This window comes from Methanohalophilus sp. WG1-DM (assembly GCF_004104135.1).
In the GTDB taxonomy this organism is placed as follows: Archaea; Halobacteriota; Methanosarcinia; order Methanosarcinales; family Methanosarcinaceae; genus Methanohalophilus; species Methanohalophilus euhalobius.
In genome coordinates this window covers 301,034-318,873 of record NZ_RRBA01000001.1, presented here as the reverse complement: position 1 = coordinate 318,873, position 17,840 = coordinate 301,034, and the positions used below count along the sequence as shown (strand labels likewise).

Annotated in this window: 21 protein-coding genes and 1 tRNA gene; 9 read left to right on the top strand and 13 right to left on the bottom strand. The window is 38.8% G+C overall.

Features of this window, described 5'->3' with window-relative positions; genetic code table 11:
* Positions 1 to 212: 212 nt before the first annotated feature.
* The 3 genes from CI957_RS01620 to CI957_RS01610 form a co-directional block, all read right to left on the bottom strand.
* A tRNA-Gln gene (locus tag CI957_RS01620) sits at positions 213 to 285 on the bottom strand.
* 52 nt (positions 286 to 337) lie between these two features.
* A complete protein-coding gene (locus CI957_RS01615) occupies positions 338 to 739 on the bottom strand; it encodes a hypothetical protein (protein WP_096711358.1) in 402 nt (133 codons plus the stop codon).
* Positions 740 to 749: 10 nt separating this feature from the next.
* Complete coding sequence (locus CI957_RS01610) at positions 750 to 1,070, bottom strand: DUF2551 domain-containing protein (RefSeq protein WP_072361016.1); 321 nt, start codon at positions 1,068 to 1,070, stop codon at positions 750 to 752.
* Between the two features lie 103 nt (positions 1,071 to 1,173).
* Between CI957_RS01610 and CI957_RS01605 the strand changes: the two genes are divergently transcribed.
* Together CI957_RS01605 and CI957_RS10730 are read left to right on the top strand one after the other, a co-directional pair.
* On the top strand, positions 1,174 to 1,668 hold the full coding sequence (locus CI957_RS01605; protein WP_128754094.1) for a hypothetical protein: 495 nt from the start codon (positions 1,174 to 1,176) through the stop codon (positions 1,666 to 1,668).
* Between the two features lie 1,116 nt (positions 1,669 to 2,784).
* The gene (locus CI957_RS10730; RefSeq protein ID WP_165868945.1) at positions 2,785 to 2,997 is read left to right on the top strand and encodes a hypothetical protein; all 213 of its coding nucleotides are present in this window, start codon (positions 2,785 to 2,787) and stop codon (positions 2,995 to 2,997) included.
* A 233-nt stretch (positions 2,998 to 3,230) separates the two neighbouring features.
* Here CI957_RS10730 and CI957_RS01595 read toward each other — a convergent pair whose 3' ends face one another.
* Positions 3,231 to 3,713, bottom strand: coding sequence for an Hsp20/alpha crystallin family protein (locus CI957_RS01595; protein ID WP_096711360.1), 483 nt, complete (start codon positions 3,711 to 3,713; stop codon positions 3,231 to 3,233).
* 130 nt (positions 3,714 to 3,843) lie between these two features.
* Here CI957_RS01595 and msrA point away from each other — a divergent pair, with 130 nt between their 5' ends.
* The 3 genes from msrA to CI957_RS11030 are packed head-to-tail and all read left to right on the top strand — an operon-like array spanning position 3,844 to position 4,855.
* Entirely contained in the window at positions 3,844 to 4,338 is a 495-nt protein-coding gene (gene msrA / locus CI957_RS01590; protein ID WP_241645776.1) for a peptide-methionine (S)-S-oxide reductase MsrA, read from the top strand.
* Entirely contained in the window at positions 4,323 to 4,526 is a 204-nt protein-coding gene (locus CI957_RS11190; RefSeq protein ID WP_128754093.1) for a DUF2115 family protein, read from the top strand. The genes msrA and CI957_RS11190 overlap by 16 nt, the downstream gene beginning before the upstream one ends.
* Positions 4,523 to 4,855: a DUF2115 family protein gene (locus CI957_RS11030; RefSeq protein WP_128754092.1), complete on the top strand. Its 333-nt coding sequence runs from the start codon at positions 4,523 to 4,525 to the stop codon at positions 4,853 to 4,855. The genes CI957_RS11190 and CI957_RS11030 overlap by 4 nt, the downstream gene beginning before the upstream one ends.
* Positions 4,856 to 4,862: 7 nt before the next feature.
* Here the strand turns inward: CI957_RS11030 and CI957_RS01575 are convergent, their stop codons facing one another.
* Positions 4,863 to 5,042: a hypothetical protein gene (locus CI957_RS01575; RefSeq protein ID WP_072361001.1), complete on the bottom strand. Its 180-nt coding sequence runs from the start codon at positions 5,040 to 5,042 to the stop codon at positions 4,863 to 4,865.
* 331 nt (positions 5,043 to 5,373) lie between these two features.
* Here CI957_RS01575 and CI957_RS01570 point away from each other — a divergent pair, with 331 nt between their 5' ends.
* Together CI957_RS01570 and CI957_RS01565 are read left to right on the top strand one after the other, a co-directional pair.
* Entirely contained in the window at positions 5,374 to 5,652 is a 279-nt protein-coding gene (locus CI957_RS01570) for an ACT domain-containing protein (protein ID WP_096711362.1), read from the top strand.
* Positions 5,653 to 5,674: 22 nt separating this feature from the next.
* The gene (locus tag CI957_RS01565; protein WP_128754091.1) at positions 5,675 to 7,036 is read left to right on the top strand and encodes a PFL family protein; all 1,362 of its coding nucleotides are present in this window, start codon (positions 5,675 to 5,677) and stop codon (positions 7,034 to 7,036) included.
* Here CI957_RS01565 and CI957_RS01560 read toward each other — a convergent pair.
* The gene (locus CI957_RS01560) at positions 7,026 to 7,559 is read right to left on the bottom strand and encodes a shikimate kinase (protein ID WP_128754090.1); all 534 of its coding nucleotides are present in this window, start codon (positions 7,557 to 7,559) and stop codon (positions 7,026 to 7,028) included. The genes CI957_RS01565 and CI957_RS01560 overlap by 11 nt on opposite strands.
* A gap of 144 nt (positions 7,560 to 7,703) precedes the next feature.
* On the opposite strand from CI957_RS01560, the gene CI957_RS01555 reads away from it, so the two are divergent.
* Both CI957_RS01555 and CI957_RS01550 read left to right on the top strand, forming a co-directional pair.
* Positions 7,704 to 7,925 (top strand): hypothetical protein, encoded by a 222-nt coding sequence (locus CI957_RS01555; RefSeq protein ID WP_072360989.1) that lies wholly within the window; start codon positions 7,704 to 7,706, stop codon positions 7,923 to 7,925.
* Between the two features lie 159 nt (positions 7,926 to 8,084).
* Positions 8,085 to 9,221, top strand: a complete 1,137-nt coding sequence (locus CI957_RS01550) for an MFS transporter (protein ID WP_128754089.1) — start codon at positions 8,085 to 8,087, stop codon at positions 9,219 to 9,221.
* Positions 9,222 to 9,284: 63 nt separating this feature from the next.
* Here CI957_RS01550 and CI957_RS01545 read toward each other — a convergent pair whose 3' ends face one another.
* The 7 genes from CI957_RS01545 to mtaC (CI957_RS01515) form a co-directional block, all read right to left on the bottom strand.
* A complete protein-coding gene (locus CI957_RS01545) occupies positions 9,285 to 11,210 on the bottom strand; it encodes a hydantoinase/oxoprolinase family protein (RefSeq protein WP_128754088.1) in 1,926 nt (641 codons plus the stop codon).
* Positions 11,207 to 12,085, bottom strand: coding sequence for a cation diffusion facilitator family transporter (locus CI957_RS01540; RefSeq protein ID WP_164908994.1), 879 nt, complete (start codon positions 12,083 to 12,085; stop codon positions 11,207 to 11,209). The genes CI957_RS01545 and CI957_RS01540 overlap by 4 nt, the downstream gene beginning before the upstream one ends.
* A gap of 48 nt (positions 12,086 to 12,133) precedes the next feature.
* Positions 12,134 to 12,730 carry an acetate uptake transporter gene (locus CI957_RS01535; RefSeq protein ID WP_128754086.1) on the bottom strand — a complete coding sequence of 199 codons (597 nt, stop codon included), beginning with the start codon at positions 12,728 to 12,730 and terminating at the stop codon, positions 12,134 to 12,136.
* Between the two features lie 226 nt (positions 12,731 to 12,956).
* Positions 12,957 to 14,339, bottom strand: coding sequence for a methanol--corrinoid protein co-methyltransferase MtaB (gene mtaB, locus CI957_RS01530; RefSeq protein ID WP_128754085.1), 1,383 nt, complete (start codon positions 14,337 to 14,339; stop codon positions 12,957 to 12,959).
* 13 nt (positions 14,340 to 14,352) lie between these two features.
* The gene (gene mtaC / locus CI957_RS01525; RefSeq protein ID WP_096711370.1) at positions 14,353 to 15,123 is read right to left on the bottom strand and encodes a methanol--corrinoid protein MtaC; all 771 of its coding nucleotides are present in this window, start codon (positions 15,121 to 15,123) and stop codon (positions 14,353 to 14,355) included.
* 496 nt (positions 15,124 to 15,619) lie between these two features.
* Positions 15,620 to 17,005 carry a methanol--corrinoid protein co-methyltransferase MtaB gene (gene mtaB / locus CI957_RS01520; protein WP_096711371.1) on the bottom strand — a complete coding sequence of 462 codons (1,386 nt, stop codon included), beginning with the start codon at positions 17,003 to 17,005 and terminating at the stop codon, positions 15,620 to 15,622.
* 13 nt (positions 17,006 to 17,018) lie between these two features.
* Complete coding sequence (gene mtaC, locus CI957_RS01515; RefSeq protein WP_128754084.1) at positions 17,019 to 17,783, bottom strand: methanol--corrinoid protein MtaC; 765 nt, start codon at positions 17,781 to 17,783, stop codon at positions 17,019 to 17,021.
* Between the last annotated feature and the right edge of the window lie 57 nt (positions 17,784 to 17,840).

Sequence of the window (17,840 nt, the reverse complement as noted above, 5' to 3'; positions counted from 1 at the left end):
CATGTGTCCGCTTTCTTAATGCAGCTTCGACACATTTTGTATTCGGTTTATCCTCCGTATTCTTGATGTTATTGCCTCCAACACGTCGTATATTGGAGATTACTTAAGTATCATTAATATTTCAGTATCTATTGTATATATTTATATGTTGCACTTACGATTAGTTATATGGCAATAAAACAAATACTTAAAAATCTAGCAAAAAAATTTAGTAGCCCGGCACGGATTCGAACCGAGGTTGCAGGATCCAGAGTCCCACATGATTGACCACTACACTACCGGGCTGCTACGAAAACGTATCCTACATTGGATATTTAGTATATAAAATTATCGGGATTTATAATTCATCCGGGTCTTTATTTAATATAGCAGTAGACCACCAGTTGGCCATATCTATAAGATCTTTACTGAACTGGCTCGATAAACGGTATTCCTTATTCTTATTAGAAATGAGTCCCGCGCCAAGTAATTTGTTGCGCATTGCATAGAAAGATGCTCGACCAACGTCCAGCTCTTTCATTATTGATTCCCATTCACTTGTTTTAACAGCATTGCCACTCTTTTGGCGCTCTTCGATTATAGTCAGAAATTGCTGTCCGCGTCGTGCAGTGGCATCTTCCTGAAAAAGCCTGCGCATAAGGCTATAATAAGGATCCCTGGAGTGTGTAATCCGAGATCCAGAATCAGAACGTATTATGAGGGTTGTGGATGTACGTGGAGCATCCTTTATTGCTACCATGAATAATCATTCATGTAGATGGTTTTTCTCGCGCGGTAATGGCATTCTGTATCAAGTCTACATACTCTTCTTTTAGTGAGTATGTTGTAGGTGTCTTGTATGACTCCTTATGGGATCTCAAAATACCCAACTTTGAATGTATATAACCAACCATAGAGGCCACTACACTTCTGGATGCGTCGAACTGCTTGTTGATCTTTTCGTGAAGATCATCAACCGTAAACTGTTTTACGTTGAGAAGAATAGATAGTATATGGGTACGCAGTCCGCTCACGTCAAGTTCTACGAACTTTTTGAGACGGTTTTTTATTTTAGATCTAATAGCTTTCATAGAATTACCCCTATCTATGTATTAATTCATATATATACAATCAAACTATTTATATGTTTGTAAAGTAATGTTGTTTCTGTAACCTTAATAGAGGCCTAATATAATGAAAGTATCTTTTGATAAATCAACCTTGCGCTATTCACTACCAAATAAGCTATTGTGCATAGATGATAATAGATTAATTCCTCCTTTTGAAGAAGAGGAAAATGAAATGGGTGTATGCAGTGAGTGTGAAGGTCTGTTATTTTCCTTCACTTATCACAATTTTCAGGATTATACGGCAGTGGTATGTCGCTGTGGTGATTGCTCTCTTTTAAGGATAATTCTTTTTGATCCTGCATGGGAATGGGTTGGGGAGTACCCGGTGTCAATTATCGATGACGCCTCACAAAACAGTGTCAATTTAATTGAAAGTAAATCTATATCAGATATTGAAAACATTGCAGCAGTAAAACTGGAAACTGTGTTTTCGCCCAGGGAAATTGAAGCTATGATTCAAAAATCAAAGGGTGAAAACTATGTTCGCCAGTATCTCTATAATGCAAGAAAAAAATATTCGCTGTTCACTGAATTATTTGGTTATTATCTGGAGATTTAAATCTCACTTTTTGCCAACTCATTCCTGACAAAATATTTTTATTTTGTGTTAGTTGTTAAATTTATGATTATGTTGGGTTGGCCTACATTGAAATTATTTTGAGGTTGTTTGTTAGAAGTATTCACTTAATTTTATAATATGTAATAGATGATAATTACTTGGGATGTTCTCATTTTATGTAATATTTTAAAATGACAATAGTTATTTTTACTTGAAGTTACCTTGCAATATTTATTACTAATACATTTATCAAATTTAAGATGTGTTCTTTGAAACAAATCTGAATTTTATTATTATGTATATCTTGTAAAGTGAGTTATAATTTAGTGAAGTTTGATATATAATATGCTGGATCGGTGGTTCTGAGTATATTACATATAATATATGAATGAAATGTTGTTTTTTGATAAATATGCGTTTCTTCTATTTTTCTGTGCACTAAAGGGGGCGGTAGTGGAGTGAAACGGCCATATTCTTATAGTATTTGTAATATTTGTGTTTACTAAATCTGTGCATTATATCAGGCAGACAAATCCGTTCATATATATTATATGAATAAGGAAAATTGTAGGTACATGCAGATACTTTTACCTGAAGGATCTCTCCTTGATAAGAGGTGCTTGAAGAGTTATTTTTTTGTGGCGTGCTTTTAATCATTATGGTGAAAAACATACCTATGTTTTATATTGCATTTTATACCTTCTAGGTGTAGGAGTAGTGGATCAATAATGCATATATAAATATATACTTATAATATTCATCTACTGTTTTCTCTCTCACTTTTCAGGAAGAGGTCGTGGATACTGTAATTTTAAAGTGAGAATTGCATTTTTTGTTTAATAATATTGTGTACACAACAACATAAGTTATATATATTATAACATATGTTTTTTATAGTATATAATCCACTATAATACTAATGTTCTCTAATAATATATATTATATTATCTATGTCACATAATATATTTAAGATAAATTGTTGCATTATAGATTTTTTAAAAAATTGTACATTGAGTACTATATTTTTTTGACTGGTTAATTCAAAAGAATCTTAATAAAGAACCAATAAAAAAAAGAAGGTTACAAAACTTTACTAAGAAAAGATTTTGTCCGTTCATGTCGGGTATTTGTGAAAAGTTCCTCAGGGCTACCTTCTTCCACTACCAATCCATCACCTATGAAGAAGACCCAATTTTGCAATTGCAACTTTCTGTTTTTGGCCGCCTGAAAGAGAGGCTGGATAGGTATTTGCTTTGTCCGTTAATGCCTTTTGTGAGGGTTTCCATTGCACGAATATTGCTTGTTCTTCGTTCATCTTCCTTGCAATAACGGGAAAAGTGAGGAGAGGGGAAATATTTTTAAATGTTCGGGGGTAGTATAATATTTTTCATTGGCTGGCTGTGAATCATACCTAGAGACGGTTTTCCTCCCATCTGGCCCCGTTGAATCCTTGCACATACAATCTTTGCAACATAGGTACCACTGTTTATATTATAGACAATGCACCTGCAATAATTGAACCTATTGGCAAAGAAAGCAGGAGAAGTAAAGTAAAAATAAAATCAATTCAAACTGGAAGCAACTTTCCGTTTATACCTGATATCCATTACCCCGTGGCTGCAGCTGATTGACTCACTACCTGGGTCAACACTTGCCGGCAGAGTTACGTGTTGTGTCTCAGTGCGTCCAGCATCCGGGAAATGGACCGCAATGTCTACTTCATTGTAGCGTGAGGTAATTGACACAAGATCTTCGTCAACTTTAACGTCGACTGTTACGTAAACTTCATCGTCAGTCTTAAATGTCTCAACCAGGGGAGTTTGGTCTTTTACAAAAACATCCTCTGGTGTATCCTCTGCTGGCGGTGACTGTTCATTGAAGTGGTCATTATTCATGGGATTGTGAGCAATGGAAAACCCATATACGAAGGGTTTATTGCCATTGCCTTCCCTCATCTTTTCAAAAACATACTGAAGAAGGTCTTCGATGTCTTCAAAAGAGTTATTTTCGTCTCTATTGTTGTCATCTTTTTTGCGATCATTCATGTTCTCTACCTTCTGGTGTAGTAAAAAAAGATTGTTCGAACATATGCGAACATGATATATAAACCATTCCCTAGAAACTATTGAATAATATATATCTGACAGAAAACCAATGAGGTCATGGGGATTATAAATGAGTTTAAAATCTATGGAAAAAGCGACATTTGCTGCCGGATGCTTCTGGAGAATAGAGGCAGCATTTAGGGAAGTCGAAGGCGTTATTAGCACAAGGGTTGGTTACACGGGAGGGAGTACACCCAATCCCTCTTATGAGGAAGTTTGTACCGGGCGTACAGGCCACGCTGAAGCTGTTGAGATTACCTATCATCCACAAATTGTAAGTTATGAACAAATGCTGGAGATTTTCTGGAATATTCATGACCCTACAACATCTAATCGACAGGGGCCGGATATTGGAACACAATATCGCTCTGCAATATTTTATCATAACAAAAAACAAAAAGAAATTGCTTTGAGTTGTCTTCATAAGTTACAGGAATCCGGCAAATCCAAACCTATAGTTACAGAAATCGAGCCCGCTTCTGAATTTTATCCTGCAGAAGATTATCATCAGCAATATTTCGAAAAAATGGGGATGTGTAGTTCCGGAAAATGTGGCTGGAAATAAGTATGATCTGCAACCATTTAGACAATAAACAAGAATTAATTTCCAATCTAAAAAAGAAGGCAAACCGATTTACTCCCTCAGATTTTATGAAAATAAGATATCTGATGTTGCAAAGTACTGAAAGCCTTCCTCTAAAATACAGGCAGATATATGGCGAGGATTTATTCAGGCATCTTTATAAACCATAGAGGAGATAAAAAAATACAACGCAACCCCTCAAATCTCAACTTTTGACAGGGAAGATTGCCTGGAACTAATTCAGCGTATAGATTTAATGCAAAAAGAGGATAATGAAAAAAACAGGTTGCTCACAGATCGGGTCAAATTAACTTCAATATATCTCATATTTGTTGCGGGTAAACCCCTCCATCCTTTAAACATGGAATTTCCGGGGAGTAGCAAAATTGCAAAAAAGGATAATGAATATTATTGTCTCGCGAAAAACAAACAAAAAGATGTGGAGATTGCATTATGCAAGTTTTGCATATGCAGAGATATGGATGAAATGGGAGAGTGAAGATCACTCAGATATTTGCTTCATCAACAAGCCTTTTGAAGAAAGCATCAGAAGCTCCCTGTCCGTCCAGAGGTCCACAGAACTTGATTAATTCCCAACCTTCATTGCCCATTTCATTTAATTCGTCTTTTGTTTTACTCCAGTCATCAGTTCTTATTGGTTTTATATCATATTCCCAGCAAGGCATGTATTAATCACCTTTTTATCCTGTAGCTAAAAGTTGCAACTGCATCATATATAACACTTATTAAAAATTATTTTTTATGAATGAACAAGTAAACTTTAGTAAAACTGGCCAATCTATAGTAGACCCCTTTTGGAAATTAAACTTTCTTGACTATTGAGTTTTTTTAATTTTGCATTCTACTCTATTCAAATATTATTTTACTATTAGTTTCTTTGAATTTATACATTTATTATTTTGCCATGTAACTTGAAGCAATGTTAGATATTGATGCATTATTAAATATGATGAAATCGTAGTTCCACCGTATTCTACATATCGAGGAGAAATGATTATGACATCCACACGTTTTGTTATCACTGTAATTGGAATAGATAAAGTTGGGATAGTAGCACATATAACAAATGTACTAGCCCAATTCGAGGTGAACATTGTGGATATAAGCCAGACTATAATGGAAGATCTGTTCACCATGATAATGCTGACAGAGACCAAAAAAAAGGGATTTGACATTGATGCGTTCCAGAATGCAATAAATGCTGCTGGAGATGAACTTGGTGTTGAGATCCAGGTACAGAAAGACGATGTATTCCGCTTCATGCACCGTATCTGAATTCCCAAAAGAGGTGGTATAAATGTTCATTCATCCTGAAGAAATAATGGAAACTATTCATATGATTTCCAGCATGAACCTTGACATACGAACTGTCACAATGGGAATCAACCTGCGAGATTGTGCTCATCCTGATATTGAGACCTTTAATGGCAACATTCATGAAAAAATGACACGTTGCGCCAGCAAACTGGTTGATGTTGCAGACGAAGTCGAACAAATGTATGGCATACCCATAATCAATAAACGTATATCTGTTACACCAATTGCCACAATTGCAGAAACATTCACACAGGAAGAGATAGTTTCCATTGCAAAGACTCTTGACAGAGCAGCCAACGACATTGGAGTAGATTTCATAGGTGGTTTTACTGCTCTTGTCCATAAAGGGATGACAGCGGGTGACAGAAGACTTATTAATGCAATCCCTGAGGCTCTTGCAGTTACGGAAAAGGTTTGTTCTTCTGTTAATGTGGCAACTACGAAAGCCGGCATAAACATGAATGCTGTGAATCTTATGGGAAAAGTGATTAAAGAAACTGCAGATCTTACCAGGGATAGGGACGGTATTGGCTGTGCTAAACTCGTAGTTTTTGCAAACGCCCCGGAAGATAATCCTTTTATGGCTGGTGCTTTTCACGGAGTCGGTGAGACTGATTGTGTCATAAATGTGGGCGTGAGTGGCCCCGGTGTAGTGAATTCTGCTATAAGGGATCTGGATAATCCTGACCTTGGAGAAATTGCTGAGTGTATAAAAAAAACCGCCTTTAAAATCACAAGAATGGGAGAGATGACCGGCAGGGAAGTATCCCGCAGACTGGAAGCTGATTTTGGAGTTGTGGATCTCTCACTTGCACCCACACCTGAAGTTGGTGATAGTGTAGCGGCTATCCTTGAGGCAATGGGTCTGGAAAGCTGTGGCACCCACGGAACCACAGCTGCTCTTGCATTGTTGAATGATGCGGTAAAGAAAGGTGGTGCAATGGCATCATCTTCTGTAGGCGGACTAAGTGGGGCCTTTATACCTGTAAGCGAGGATGCAGGAATGATAGAAGCCGTGAAACGTGGTTCACTGAAACTGGATAAGCTCGAAGCAATGACATCGGTATGTTCGGTTGGATTGGATATGATTGCAGTTCCCGGAGATACTTCATCCTCTACGATTTCGGCCATTATGGCCGATGAAATGGCTATAGGAATGATAAACAGGAAAACAACAGCAGTGCGCATCATTCCTGCACCGGGCAAAATGACAGGAGATATGGTTGAGTACGGAGGATTGCTTGGAAGCTGTCCGGTCATGCCTGTCCACAAATTCAGTTCTGAAGAGTTTGTTAAAAAGGCAGGGCGTATCCCGGCGCCAATACAGGCACTCACAAATTGAAAGTGTCAAAAGTGGAATTACAGAGTTCTTTACTCTTTTCCACAATATCATCTACAACTTTCTTTTTGTTTGCCATTCCATTGATGTCAACAACAATATCTGCATATTTCCGGTACAATTGCCATCTTTCCAAATACAATTCCTTAATTCCTTTTTCCCGGAAACCCACAATCCCCCTTTTCCAGGGATAGGATATTCTTTTTCTTATATTGGGAAAGGTATCATCAAGAAGTATAATCAAAGATTTTTCAGAAAGAATTTTCATTGCAGTTTCTGAATAGATTGCACTACCACCCGTAGAAATCACAATTTTATCCTCTAAATCCAAATCTAGTATGGCATCCTCTTCAACTTTGATAAAAGCTGAATCTCCTTTTTCGTCAAGATAATCCTGTAAAGGTCCACCTATTCTCTGCTCGATAAGGTCATCCACATCAACAAAGTTATAGCCTAAATGGGAGGCAAGGAGTTTACCAATAGTGCTTTTTCCGACACCGGCCATTCCAATTAGGGTAATGATCATAAATATCACTTGGTTTTATTAGGGAATAAATGCAATGTTTGCAAATTAATGAATATTTACTAATTAAAAATTTTAATTCATCGGTTAGGTATATACGTTATAGTATCATAATTATTTTCGGGTCTATTCTAGGGAGGTTTCAATATGAGTGAACTAAGCAAAGAGACTATAGTTTCGGAAATGATGGAAACAAACGAAAAAAACCCAGTGGGTCACGCTTTAAAGATGTTGACAGACTTCAGTGTGGAAACAAAGAGAGGAACCGTAAACGGCAAAGCGGGCGATTATATCGTCAAACGTAATAACGGGACCGTTTCTGTACTTAAATCTTCGATGTTCTTCCGAAAATACCGAGTCCTGCGTTGACAAAGGGCTTATTAATCTAACTTTTTCGAACACATTCTGGCCATCTTGGATATTCATTTTTCTGAGGATTTCTATTTGTTATAATACTTTCAGATGGCAATAGCAACTGTTATTAATATACTCCTTCATTGTGCAGTCAGTTCAACAGGCGGTATATGAATGGAAAAGGGTAGATTACTTGTTTATTTATCTATATTTACTATAATGGGATTGTCCAATGCAGTGATACCTATCCTTCCTGAACTTGCAGGACTTGGATCTGGAAATCATGCAGTCGAATTGTCAAGTCTTCTTTTTTCTGCCTACTTTATAGGAGCTCTACTTACGATGCTGCCCTTTGGAATACTGGCAGAAAGATATGGCTTTATGAGATTTGTAACAATCAGCCTGGTGCTAACCTTTTTTTCGGGAGCTATAATGCTTTTTACCAATGAAATTCACCTGCTGATTCTTGCAAGATTGATGGAAGGGACTGCTTGTGGTGCATATTTCCCTGCGGCATATTCTTATCTTGGTTCATTCAACAAGAAAAAACAGTATATGGGAGAATTTAATTTCCTATTAAATGCAGGACTTGCTGCAGGTGTTGCTTTAAGTGGTTTTTTGGCTACCATGGGCTTAAAATATGGTATCATGGCTTTTACAATTATATCTTTCTTGACCCTTATTGCAGGGATGGGATACCTGTACAAAAATGGCCGGGATAAAGAAAAATTACAGTCTCCAATTATTGCTGAAATCCGGCAAAAAGTCTCCACAACCTCAGGATTTTTGGTAGACAGATCTTATACGGGTATCTGGATAATCGTTTTTGTACTGATAGGTACCAATGGTGTATTACTCGCTTTGTATCCTGATTACAGTACAGGCATGCTTTCCAAAGCCGAACTGGGAATCGTCATTGCCGTAAGCTATATCAGCACAATGATATCTTCCATTTGGATATCACATACATCCGTGGAATCAAATAAAATGATCAATATGGGCATTGTGATAGCAGCTTCAGGAACTCTGGCGACCATATGGTTGCCCTTTGTAGGATTTGCTTTGCTGGGATCCGGGTCAGGACTTGCAATGGTCGGATTGCCAACACTGTTGGCGTCTATGAGTAAGAACAAGGGTATCACAATGGGCCTCTACAGCACATGTACTTATGGAGGTCTTGCAATCATGCCTATATTTGCAGGAGCCCTGTCGGGATTTGTGGGACTGGAAATAATATTTGCGATTTTTGCAATTCTCCTTTTCCTGACTCTTTTTGTTAATTATAAAACAAGGTTAAATGAAAGTATATAAGTTAAAAAGGATATTTTTCATATTGGTAGTCAGTCCCGGCATTCAAGTTAGATAAAAGTTTTATTAAAGTGGGGATGTACCTATTCCCATAATTGTCAATTGTGTTTCCATGGGAGGATGTTTCCACCCTTCGGGAATTACTTTCTTTTCCTTTATATTGAAAGATATCTGATCTTTTTTGATACCACAACTTTTCATATATTCAAATAGTACATTTTTGCCGTTATCTATGGAATAATCATAGGCCTGAGTGTAAGTCTGGAAACTCTTTCTTCCATTTTGGGAAAAAACAAGGAAATCCTGATCGGGTTCGGATAAGGATGCAGGCCTTATAAGGTATTCAAGTCTTTTGATTCCTTTACCATATAGAGCCCCAATTGCATTTCCTACACTTGCATGGTCGGGGAGAATGATGTCAGCGTCCACAATTTTCCCAAGTGCTTTTACATAGGAGGCTACAGGGCCACCAATAAGAACTACAGGTGATCTCATTTTAAAAGTAGCAGGATAATTACCAGTAAGGGTTTCCATTATACTCTCTTTTTCGATATTAGGGAGGGCGAAGCATATTAGGTCATATGCCATATTGAGAGCAAATTTTTCTTTCAGTGTTTCACATATTTCAAATTTGCTGCTAAAAGCAAACCTTGCAAGGATGTCAGCCCCTATTGATGCGGCCTCTACATTCCATTGTTCATAATCTCCCAATACATGTAATACATCTGTCGGAGTAAAACCTATAACCCTTATGAATCGTTTGCTTATAAGTAAGTCCAACATATTTGATGAAATGTGGCTCCTGGTGAGGGATGTCAGTTCCCTGTAAGACATCGGTTCACTACCAAGTACATCAAGTATTTTTCTTTCACTGTCTGTTAACTCATGTTTGCCAGAGCCATTTTTTACGAAAAATCTGGCTGGTTGGATATTTTCATCAAAGAGATCCCTTTGTGGATTAGAAGCATTTTTTAATTTCGATATGAATCCCGGGTACATTTCTGCTGCAACACATAGAGGAATTAAGCGTCTGGGTCCTATGAAAAGTTCTCCTTTACGCGTCCAGATTCCACTATCCCCTCCCATTGCAGAGGTCTCCATATGAATTGCACGTACTCTGGTTTTCCATCCTCCTACAATTCCGCCAGACTCACTTAGTTCAGGGACCCCCTTTGAAATGGATGAAATATCAGTACTTGTGCCCCCTACATCTATTGTGACACAGGTATGCCTCCCGCTTAAATGAGAAGCTCCGATAAGACTTGCAGCCGGTCCTGAAAATACGGTTTCTATAGGTTTTTTGAGTGCATCCTCGATACCTGTTACAGAACCATCACATTTAAGCATCAAGAGTCTGGCACTTATCCCTCTTCTTCTGATGTCTTTGATTATAGTTTCAATAAATTGCTTTATTACAGGAATAAGCCGTGCATTCAGTGTAGCTGTTACAGCTCTTTCATAGGCCCCTAGATCCTGAGAGAGCTCATGACCACAAACAACTGGCATATCAACAATTGTTTGAATCAATTCTCTTGTTTTTATTTCGTGATCCGGATTACGGATGCTGAAATGGGATGAAATTGCAAATGCAGATACTTTATCCTTCACATCCTCAACAAAGGACTCGATGGGCTTAACATCAAGTTCTTGCATTTCCAGGCCTTCGTGATCATGGCCACCTTTTGCATGAAATATATGCTGGGAAGGAAAACCTTCGCTTTCGCTTCCGTGTTCCCCAATCAGTATAAGTGCTACGGGATATCCTGTATTTTCAAGGACCGTGTTTGTGGCAAGGGTTGTAGAGACAGAAACGACTGCAATATCTTCAAGATATTGAAAATCAAGTCCGTCAATTGAATTTTCGATGCCTTCAAGTAAATCAGGATATGTTGTAAGTGCTTTGTTTGAACTGACTACTTTCCCTGAATTGTTTTCAATGATGACTACATCAGTATAAGTTCCACCGGCATCTATGCCCAGACTATATTTCATATAAAGTTCCCCTTCTTTTTTGTAGGTTCAATATGTACGGTAACATCCCTGACTGATGAATAACTTGCTTTTAAGGATGATTCTATTTGTTCAACAATTGGTTTGGTCTGGATGATCTTTATTTTTGGATCCATACATACATGTAAATCAACATAAAGGTCGGAATCAGTTCCGTGTGCCCTTACATTGTGACATTCACTGGCCCCATCTATTGAGTTTACAAGATTGCATATTTGCTTTTCATCCAGGCTAAATGTGTCACTCAAAAAACGGCTGCTTTCCCAAATTACAGAAAGGGTTTCTTTTACCAAAAATGAAAAGAAAAAGATTGAAAGGACAACATCCAGGAAAAAATATCCATGTTCAATACCTACCAGACCTATTAATGTAATAATGGTTAAACCCACTTCTTTTTTGATATTGTTAGAATTATTATATTTTTTTTCTTCCTGCAATGAGAATTGAACTTTTTTCATGAAATAAATTAACAAAAGATAAAATATGACAGAGAGCAGGACTATAATGTATCCGGACATATCAATAAACGGAACTTTCTGATAACTATATTTGCCTATAAGTGAATGGCCTATTAAAATTAAAGAAATTATTCCAATTCCAAGAGCTACCAGAAACTGACCCATTTTTAAATATTTAGAATAACCATAAGGGTGCAGGGAATTAGGTGAAAGGGAAGTGACATAAAAACTACCGGCAATAGACACGATTGAAAATCCTCTCAACAGTGAATAATATCCACTGGTCTCCAGGTAGATTATATCATAAAAATATCCATACAATATCTTTGGTATGGAAATAAAAAAAATCAGGAAAACAAATATGAAAAAATATTTTTCCAGCAATGTTTTCCTGCACATTTCCATTCCTCCAAAACAAATGACATAAATATATCCCTATATTTTGTTTTAAATACCTGGAGCCACAGGTTTCTCACAGATTTCATTCAGTACCATAGCAAGAGCTGTATATAGTGATCCAAATCCCAGGAGTAATCCATCTATACCTGCAATAACAAGTAAACCGGTCATCCCTGTAGCATTGCTAATTGCAAGCAGAATGAACAGGATAAACAGGGTAAGGAACACAAATTGCATGGCTCTGCTGCCATTGCTCATTTTCAAAGTACCTATAAGCATCACAAAGGTGTAAACACCCCATATTAAGAGATAGGCAGCCATTGATATTGGTTCAGCTGCAGCGGCCAATCCAAGAGCCTGCAGAATAATTAGCCCTGCAAATGAGAACCAGAAAAGCCCGAATGCATTAAAAGCAGTTCCGGCAAATACATCTCCTTTCTTCCATGCCATTATTCCTGCAAACACCTGGGCAAATCCTCCCAGGAATATTGCCATTGAGACTATCATTGAATCAAGTGGGAATAAACCTACATATGTCAGACTTAGCAAAACTGCTGAAAGCCCAAGACCTGTGAAACCAAGTGGAGCCGGGTTGGCGGTTTTATCGGCTACTTCGGCTTGCACCATTTCAATATTTCCTTCCATAAATATCACCTCTATTATTTGAGTTAATAGATCGATACAGACTAAAAGTTACAATAACTCACAATTAAGTTGAACTGAAAAAATAGGAGTAAAGGGAGGTTGTAAGTATTGCATTGCTTTTATATCTCCTCCTTGTTGTTAGTTACACTATATAGAAGGTTACAAGGTGATTGGGGCTGTGGAACCCTTAAGGGAGTCCACAGCTAAACGTCTGCATGTTTTCCGTTCAGAGACCGTAGTTCTCCGGCCTGAATACCTTGACTTCCTCTTTGTATTGTTCAAGGGAGTCGCTAAGGAACTTATCTGAATCATCAGTAAGTCCGGCCAGAGCCTCACTTGCATCAGCAAGTGCATTCTTTTCGAATCTGGTCATCTGTAGTTTGGAATCTGCATTTTCAAGCAGGTTCACACACTCTACAGCAGCATTCTTTGCACGGAGGTAGATATCATCTGAATCCTTGACAATTGCTTCACCGATCTTGTAAGCATTGTCATAGGCAAGGATGTATCCCTGTGGGTCCCTATACTTGTCGGAGAGAACCATCATATCCCTGAGGTTCTTGGATTGACCTGTCTGGAGAGAGACATTCATCAGTGCACAATCATATGCAAGGGATTCACTCCAGCACTGTACAGTTGTACCACCGAATTCACCATGGTATTCCACGGATTCATTGGACCAGAGGTCACAGCACTGCATTACAAGGTTACCCATTACATCGGAGTGAGCACAGGTAGACGTTTTACCTTCCTGGGCAATCGGCACACCTGCAATGGATTTTACAATGGTGTTCTCGTAACCACAGTCTTTACCCGGACCAACTGCACCTGCTTCATAGGCGGCAAGGGAACGTGGTGCGGATATGGCCCTGGCAATTATTGCAAGGGTATGGGCCAGGTTTTTGTCAAGAAGTCCACCTGCAATGAACATTGCAGTGTTTGCCTGTGCACAGTCAGTATCACCAGCTGCGACGACATTGTTCTTCTTGGCAATTCCCGCAATGTCCTGCCAGATGTATTCCATGTCCATAGTACCCAGGCAACCAATTGCAAAAAGCATACCCGGTACATCATTTCTTAGAATTGCACGGTCAAAGACTTCTTTACCACCCATAGTTTCGATGGATAAGAGATCTGCACCGTTTGATGCAACTTCTTCGAAGGATTCCATAAGGGTGTTGTATTTTTCTCCCCTCAACTGCATATAATCACGGTCTTCACGAATGTCACCAGGAGTGTGTCTCAGAGCGCATTTGATGCCGTATTCATCATGGTAATCTTCCATAATGGCTTTCTGTGCATTTGCGACCTCTCCACCCCAGGTTGGGTTATTGGTCATCTGCTGAACGTGCTCTGTTTCCAGTACAACTGCCGGGAAACCTACCTGGACCATCCTTTCCATTATGTCACGGGTAATACGCTCATATTCCTTTACAAGTTTCTCTTTGGTCTCACCGGCTTCTGGCCTTGGTGCATAGTTTACTTCAGGTGTGGTGTAACCGGCACCAATCTCTAAGTCCAGCCCTGCTTTTACAGGATTGGGGGACTTTCCAAAAATCATATCGTCTGCGCTGGCATATGCCATCTTGGTGTATCTGTTTACTGTCATTTTGCTCACCTCTTCAGTGTTGATGGAATTGTTCCTTGAGTTTGCCAAGATCTGCGCCTGCAAGAATTGCCTCTGCCATCTTTGGTGCATCGGCAGCCTCTTCTCCGTATACTCCTAGTTCATAGGTTGATACGAAGTCCTGGTTTACAGCACCGCCACCACACTGGTATGGAATTTTTATGCCTGCTTCAAGAAGCCTGTCATTGACAGCCTTGAATGCATACATTGTTGTGGTCATCAAAGCGGTTCCTGTCACCATCATTGGCTTTTCTTTCTTCACAGCTTCAATTACCTCATCTACCGGTACATCACGTCCAAGATCCACTACATCGAAACCATTTGCTCTCAGGAGGGCTGAGACAATGGATTTACCGATATCATGCACGTCACCTTCTGCAACATGGCATACGATCTTACCTTTGGATACAGGTGCTTCCTTGGCTTGGGATTTACAAAAATCAATACCATCAAGCATTGCATCTGCAGACATCATTACGTTTGGCAGGAAAATTATTCCTTCATCGTAGAGTTTTGTTACCACTCCCATTCCTACCATCAGGGCATCATCTATTAAGGCAATTGGATCCTTACCGGCATCAATTGCTTTCTGGAGGCCCTCTACTGTGTCATCTTCTTCTCCCTCATAGATTGCTTCTGCAATAGGGCGAATCAGATCGTCTTTTGGATAAAGTTCTGCTGCCGCGTCATCCGGCGTCATTGCTTTTTCCATTTTGACGTTATATCTTTCCAGAATTTCACTGGGATCTACGTCCAAACTGGTCATTCTACACTTCCTTCCATATTTGTTTCAAATATATTCAGGGTCAATGCCTGATGGCGATTGGCCCTACTCCAATCTTTTGTGAGGTTTAATCAAACCTCATCTTAAAGTGAGATTCTATACTATATAAACATTTCTATTGTTCAATGGTTGTATATAAATGTTGTCCATTATTTTTAATTCAAATTAACTATTTTCTATAGTAAGAAATACATCTCTTGATTGCTTTTTTTTGAGTATATTTGCACAAATTCAAAAAATAGGGATTATTAGTTATACTAATAATTATATACTATAATGAAATGAACTGGCTGAATAGATAATATAAATAGATACCTACAATCGAATAAACATAAAATATAATTGGAAGTATACATGATTTGCTGCATAGCGTTTTTAATATGAAATTAAAAACAATTAAATTATTAGGTGGTAGATAGAAATAACTATATATAGGAAAAATCTGGAAACACCAAACTAGTAGTTAAAATTATAGAAATTAAAGGCCATAATTTGATGGATCAAAAGTATCCACTTCAGATGAATAGATATCCAGACAATTACAAATAAAAGATTCCATATTTTCGTCTAATGATTTCAGGTCATTCCGGGCCTTTTTTATTGTAGCTTTTTCAAACTTGGATAACTCCAGAAATCCTTCGGAACCACTTTCGATTAGTTCACAAGCTTTCATGCCTGCCTCTTTTGCCCTCAGGTACATGTCATCCGGATGGGCAGTTATTACTTCTCCAATACGGTAGGCATTATCATAAGATAGTATAAATGCCTGTGGATCCCTGTATCTGTCCGAAACCATTAGCACATCACGCAAGGTTTTGCCAACTCCGGCTTCCAGTGCGGTATTCATCATGCTGCAATCGTAAGAAAGAGTTTCTCCCCAACATTGCACAGTGGTTCCTCCAAAATCTCCCCGGTATTCCACGGATTCATTTGACCAAAGATCGCAACACTGCATGGCCATGTTGCCCATCAAATCAGAGTGGGCGCATGTAGAACCTTTGCCTTCCTGGGAAATGGGGTAACCGGTAATTGCCTTAATAATATTATTCTCATATCCACAATCCTTACCCGGACCAACTGCCCCTGCTTCATATGCAGCAAGGGATCTTGATGCAGAAATTGCCCTTACAACAGATGCCACGCTATGGGATAATTTGAAGTCAAGCAGACCACCTGCAACAAACATTGCAGTGTTTGCCTGTGCACAGGCCGTATCGCCTGCAGGTACTACTTTATTTTTTTTTGCAATACTGCAGATATCCTTCCATATATATTCAACATCAAGAGCGCCAAGTATACCAACTGAAAAGACAACTCCCCGCATGTCATTCCTCAGGATTGAATGATCAAATACTTCTTTACCCCCCAGGGATTCAATCGACAACATATCCGCTCCTGAAGAAGCGATTTGCTCAAACGATTCAAGTATCCGGGAATAAGCATCCCCCCGCAGATCAATTCTTTCCCTGTCTCCCCGGACATCACCAACTGTATGCCTGAGGGCACATTTGATGCCATATTCATCATGATACTCTTCCATGATTGCTTTTTGGGCAGTTGCAATATCAGCCCCCCATTCAGGGTTGTGTGTCATCTGTTGCACATGTTCGGTTTCAAGTACAATTGAAGGGAAACCAACCTGAACCATCCTTTCCATTATGTCACGGGTAATACGCTCATATTCGTTCACAAGCGTTGCCTTATTTTCAGCCGCATCCGGACGGGGGGCATAATTGATTTCAGCAGTGGTATACCCAGCACCAATTTCCAGATTAAGACCGGTTTTCACAGGATATTTTGAGTGGCCAAAAAGAAGGTCTTCAAAATTATCATATTCCATGGAAGAATAACGTTTAACAGACATAATACGGATCTCCTTAGTGTTTATGGAAAGTATCCCTTAGTTTCCTTATATCCAACCCTTGCAGGATGGAATCTGCAATTTTTGGTACGTCTGCAGCTTCCTCACAATATACTCCCAGATCATAATCAGAAACAAAGTCCTGGGTAACAGCACCCCCGCCACAGACCACAGGTACATTTATGTCACTTGCAAGCAATCGCGAATTCACGTCTTTGAAAGCATGCATTGTCGTGGTCATCAGCGCGGTTCCTGAGAGCATGATAGGTTTTTCTCTTTTGACTGCGGCCACAACCTCTTCAACAGGGACATCTTTTCCAAGATCAATAACCTCATAACCATTGGCACGTAAAAGAACAGTTACAATCTTTTTCCCGATGTCATGAATGTCACCCTCTACAACATAAGAAATGATCTTGCCTTTTGATTCATGAACCTGTTTGGATTGCTCCTTGCAATATTCTATACCTTCGATCATTGCCTGGGCAGATATCATAACATCCGGCAGGTACAGTAACCCGTAATCATAAAGAGTAGATACTACTTCCATTCCTGCCATTAGAGCATCATTTATAAGTGAAAGAGGATCGGCTCCGGTATCAATTGCATTTTGCAAAGCAGCAACAACTTCATCCTCATCGCCTTCAAAAACAGCTTTGGCGATCTGACGAATATGGGGGTCTGTGGGGTACAGCTTTTCTGCCACCTCTTCAGGAGTCATGTCGCTTTCAACCAATATGTTGTAGCGTATCAAAGTATTTTTAGGATTGATATCTATCATTTTTGCCCCCCTTTACTTGCAATCCTTTAGTTTACTATGCATCTGCATTAATAATTT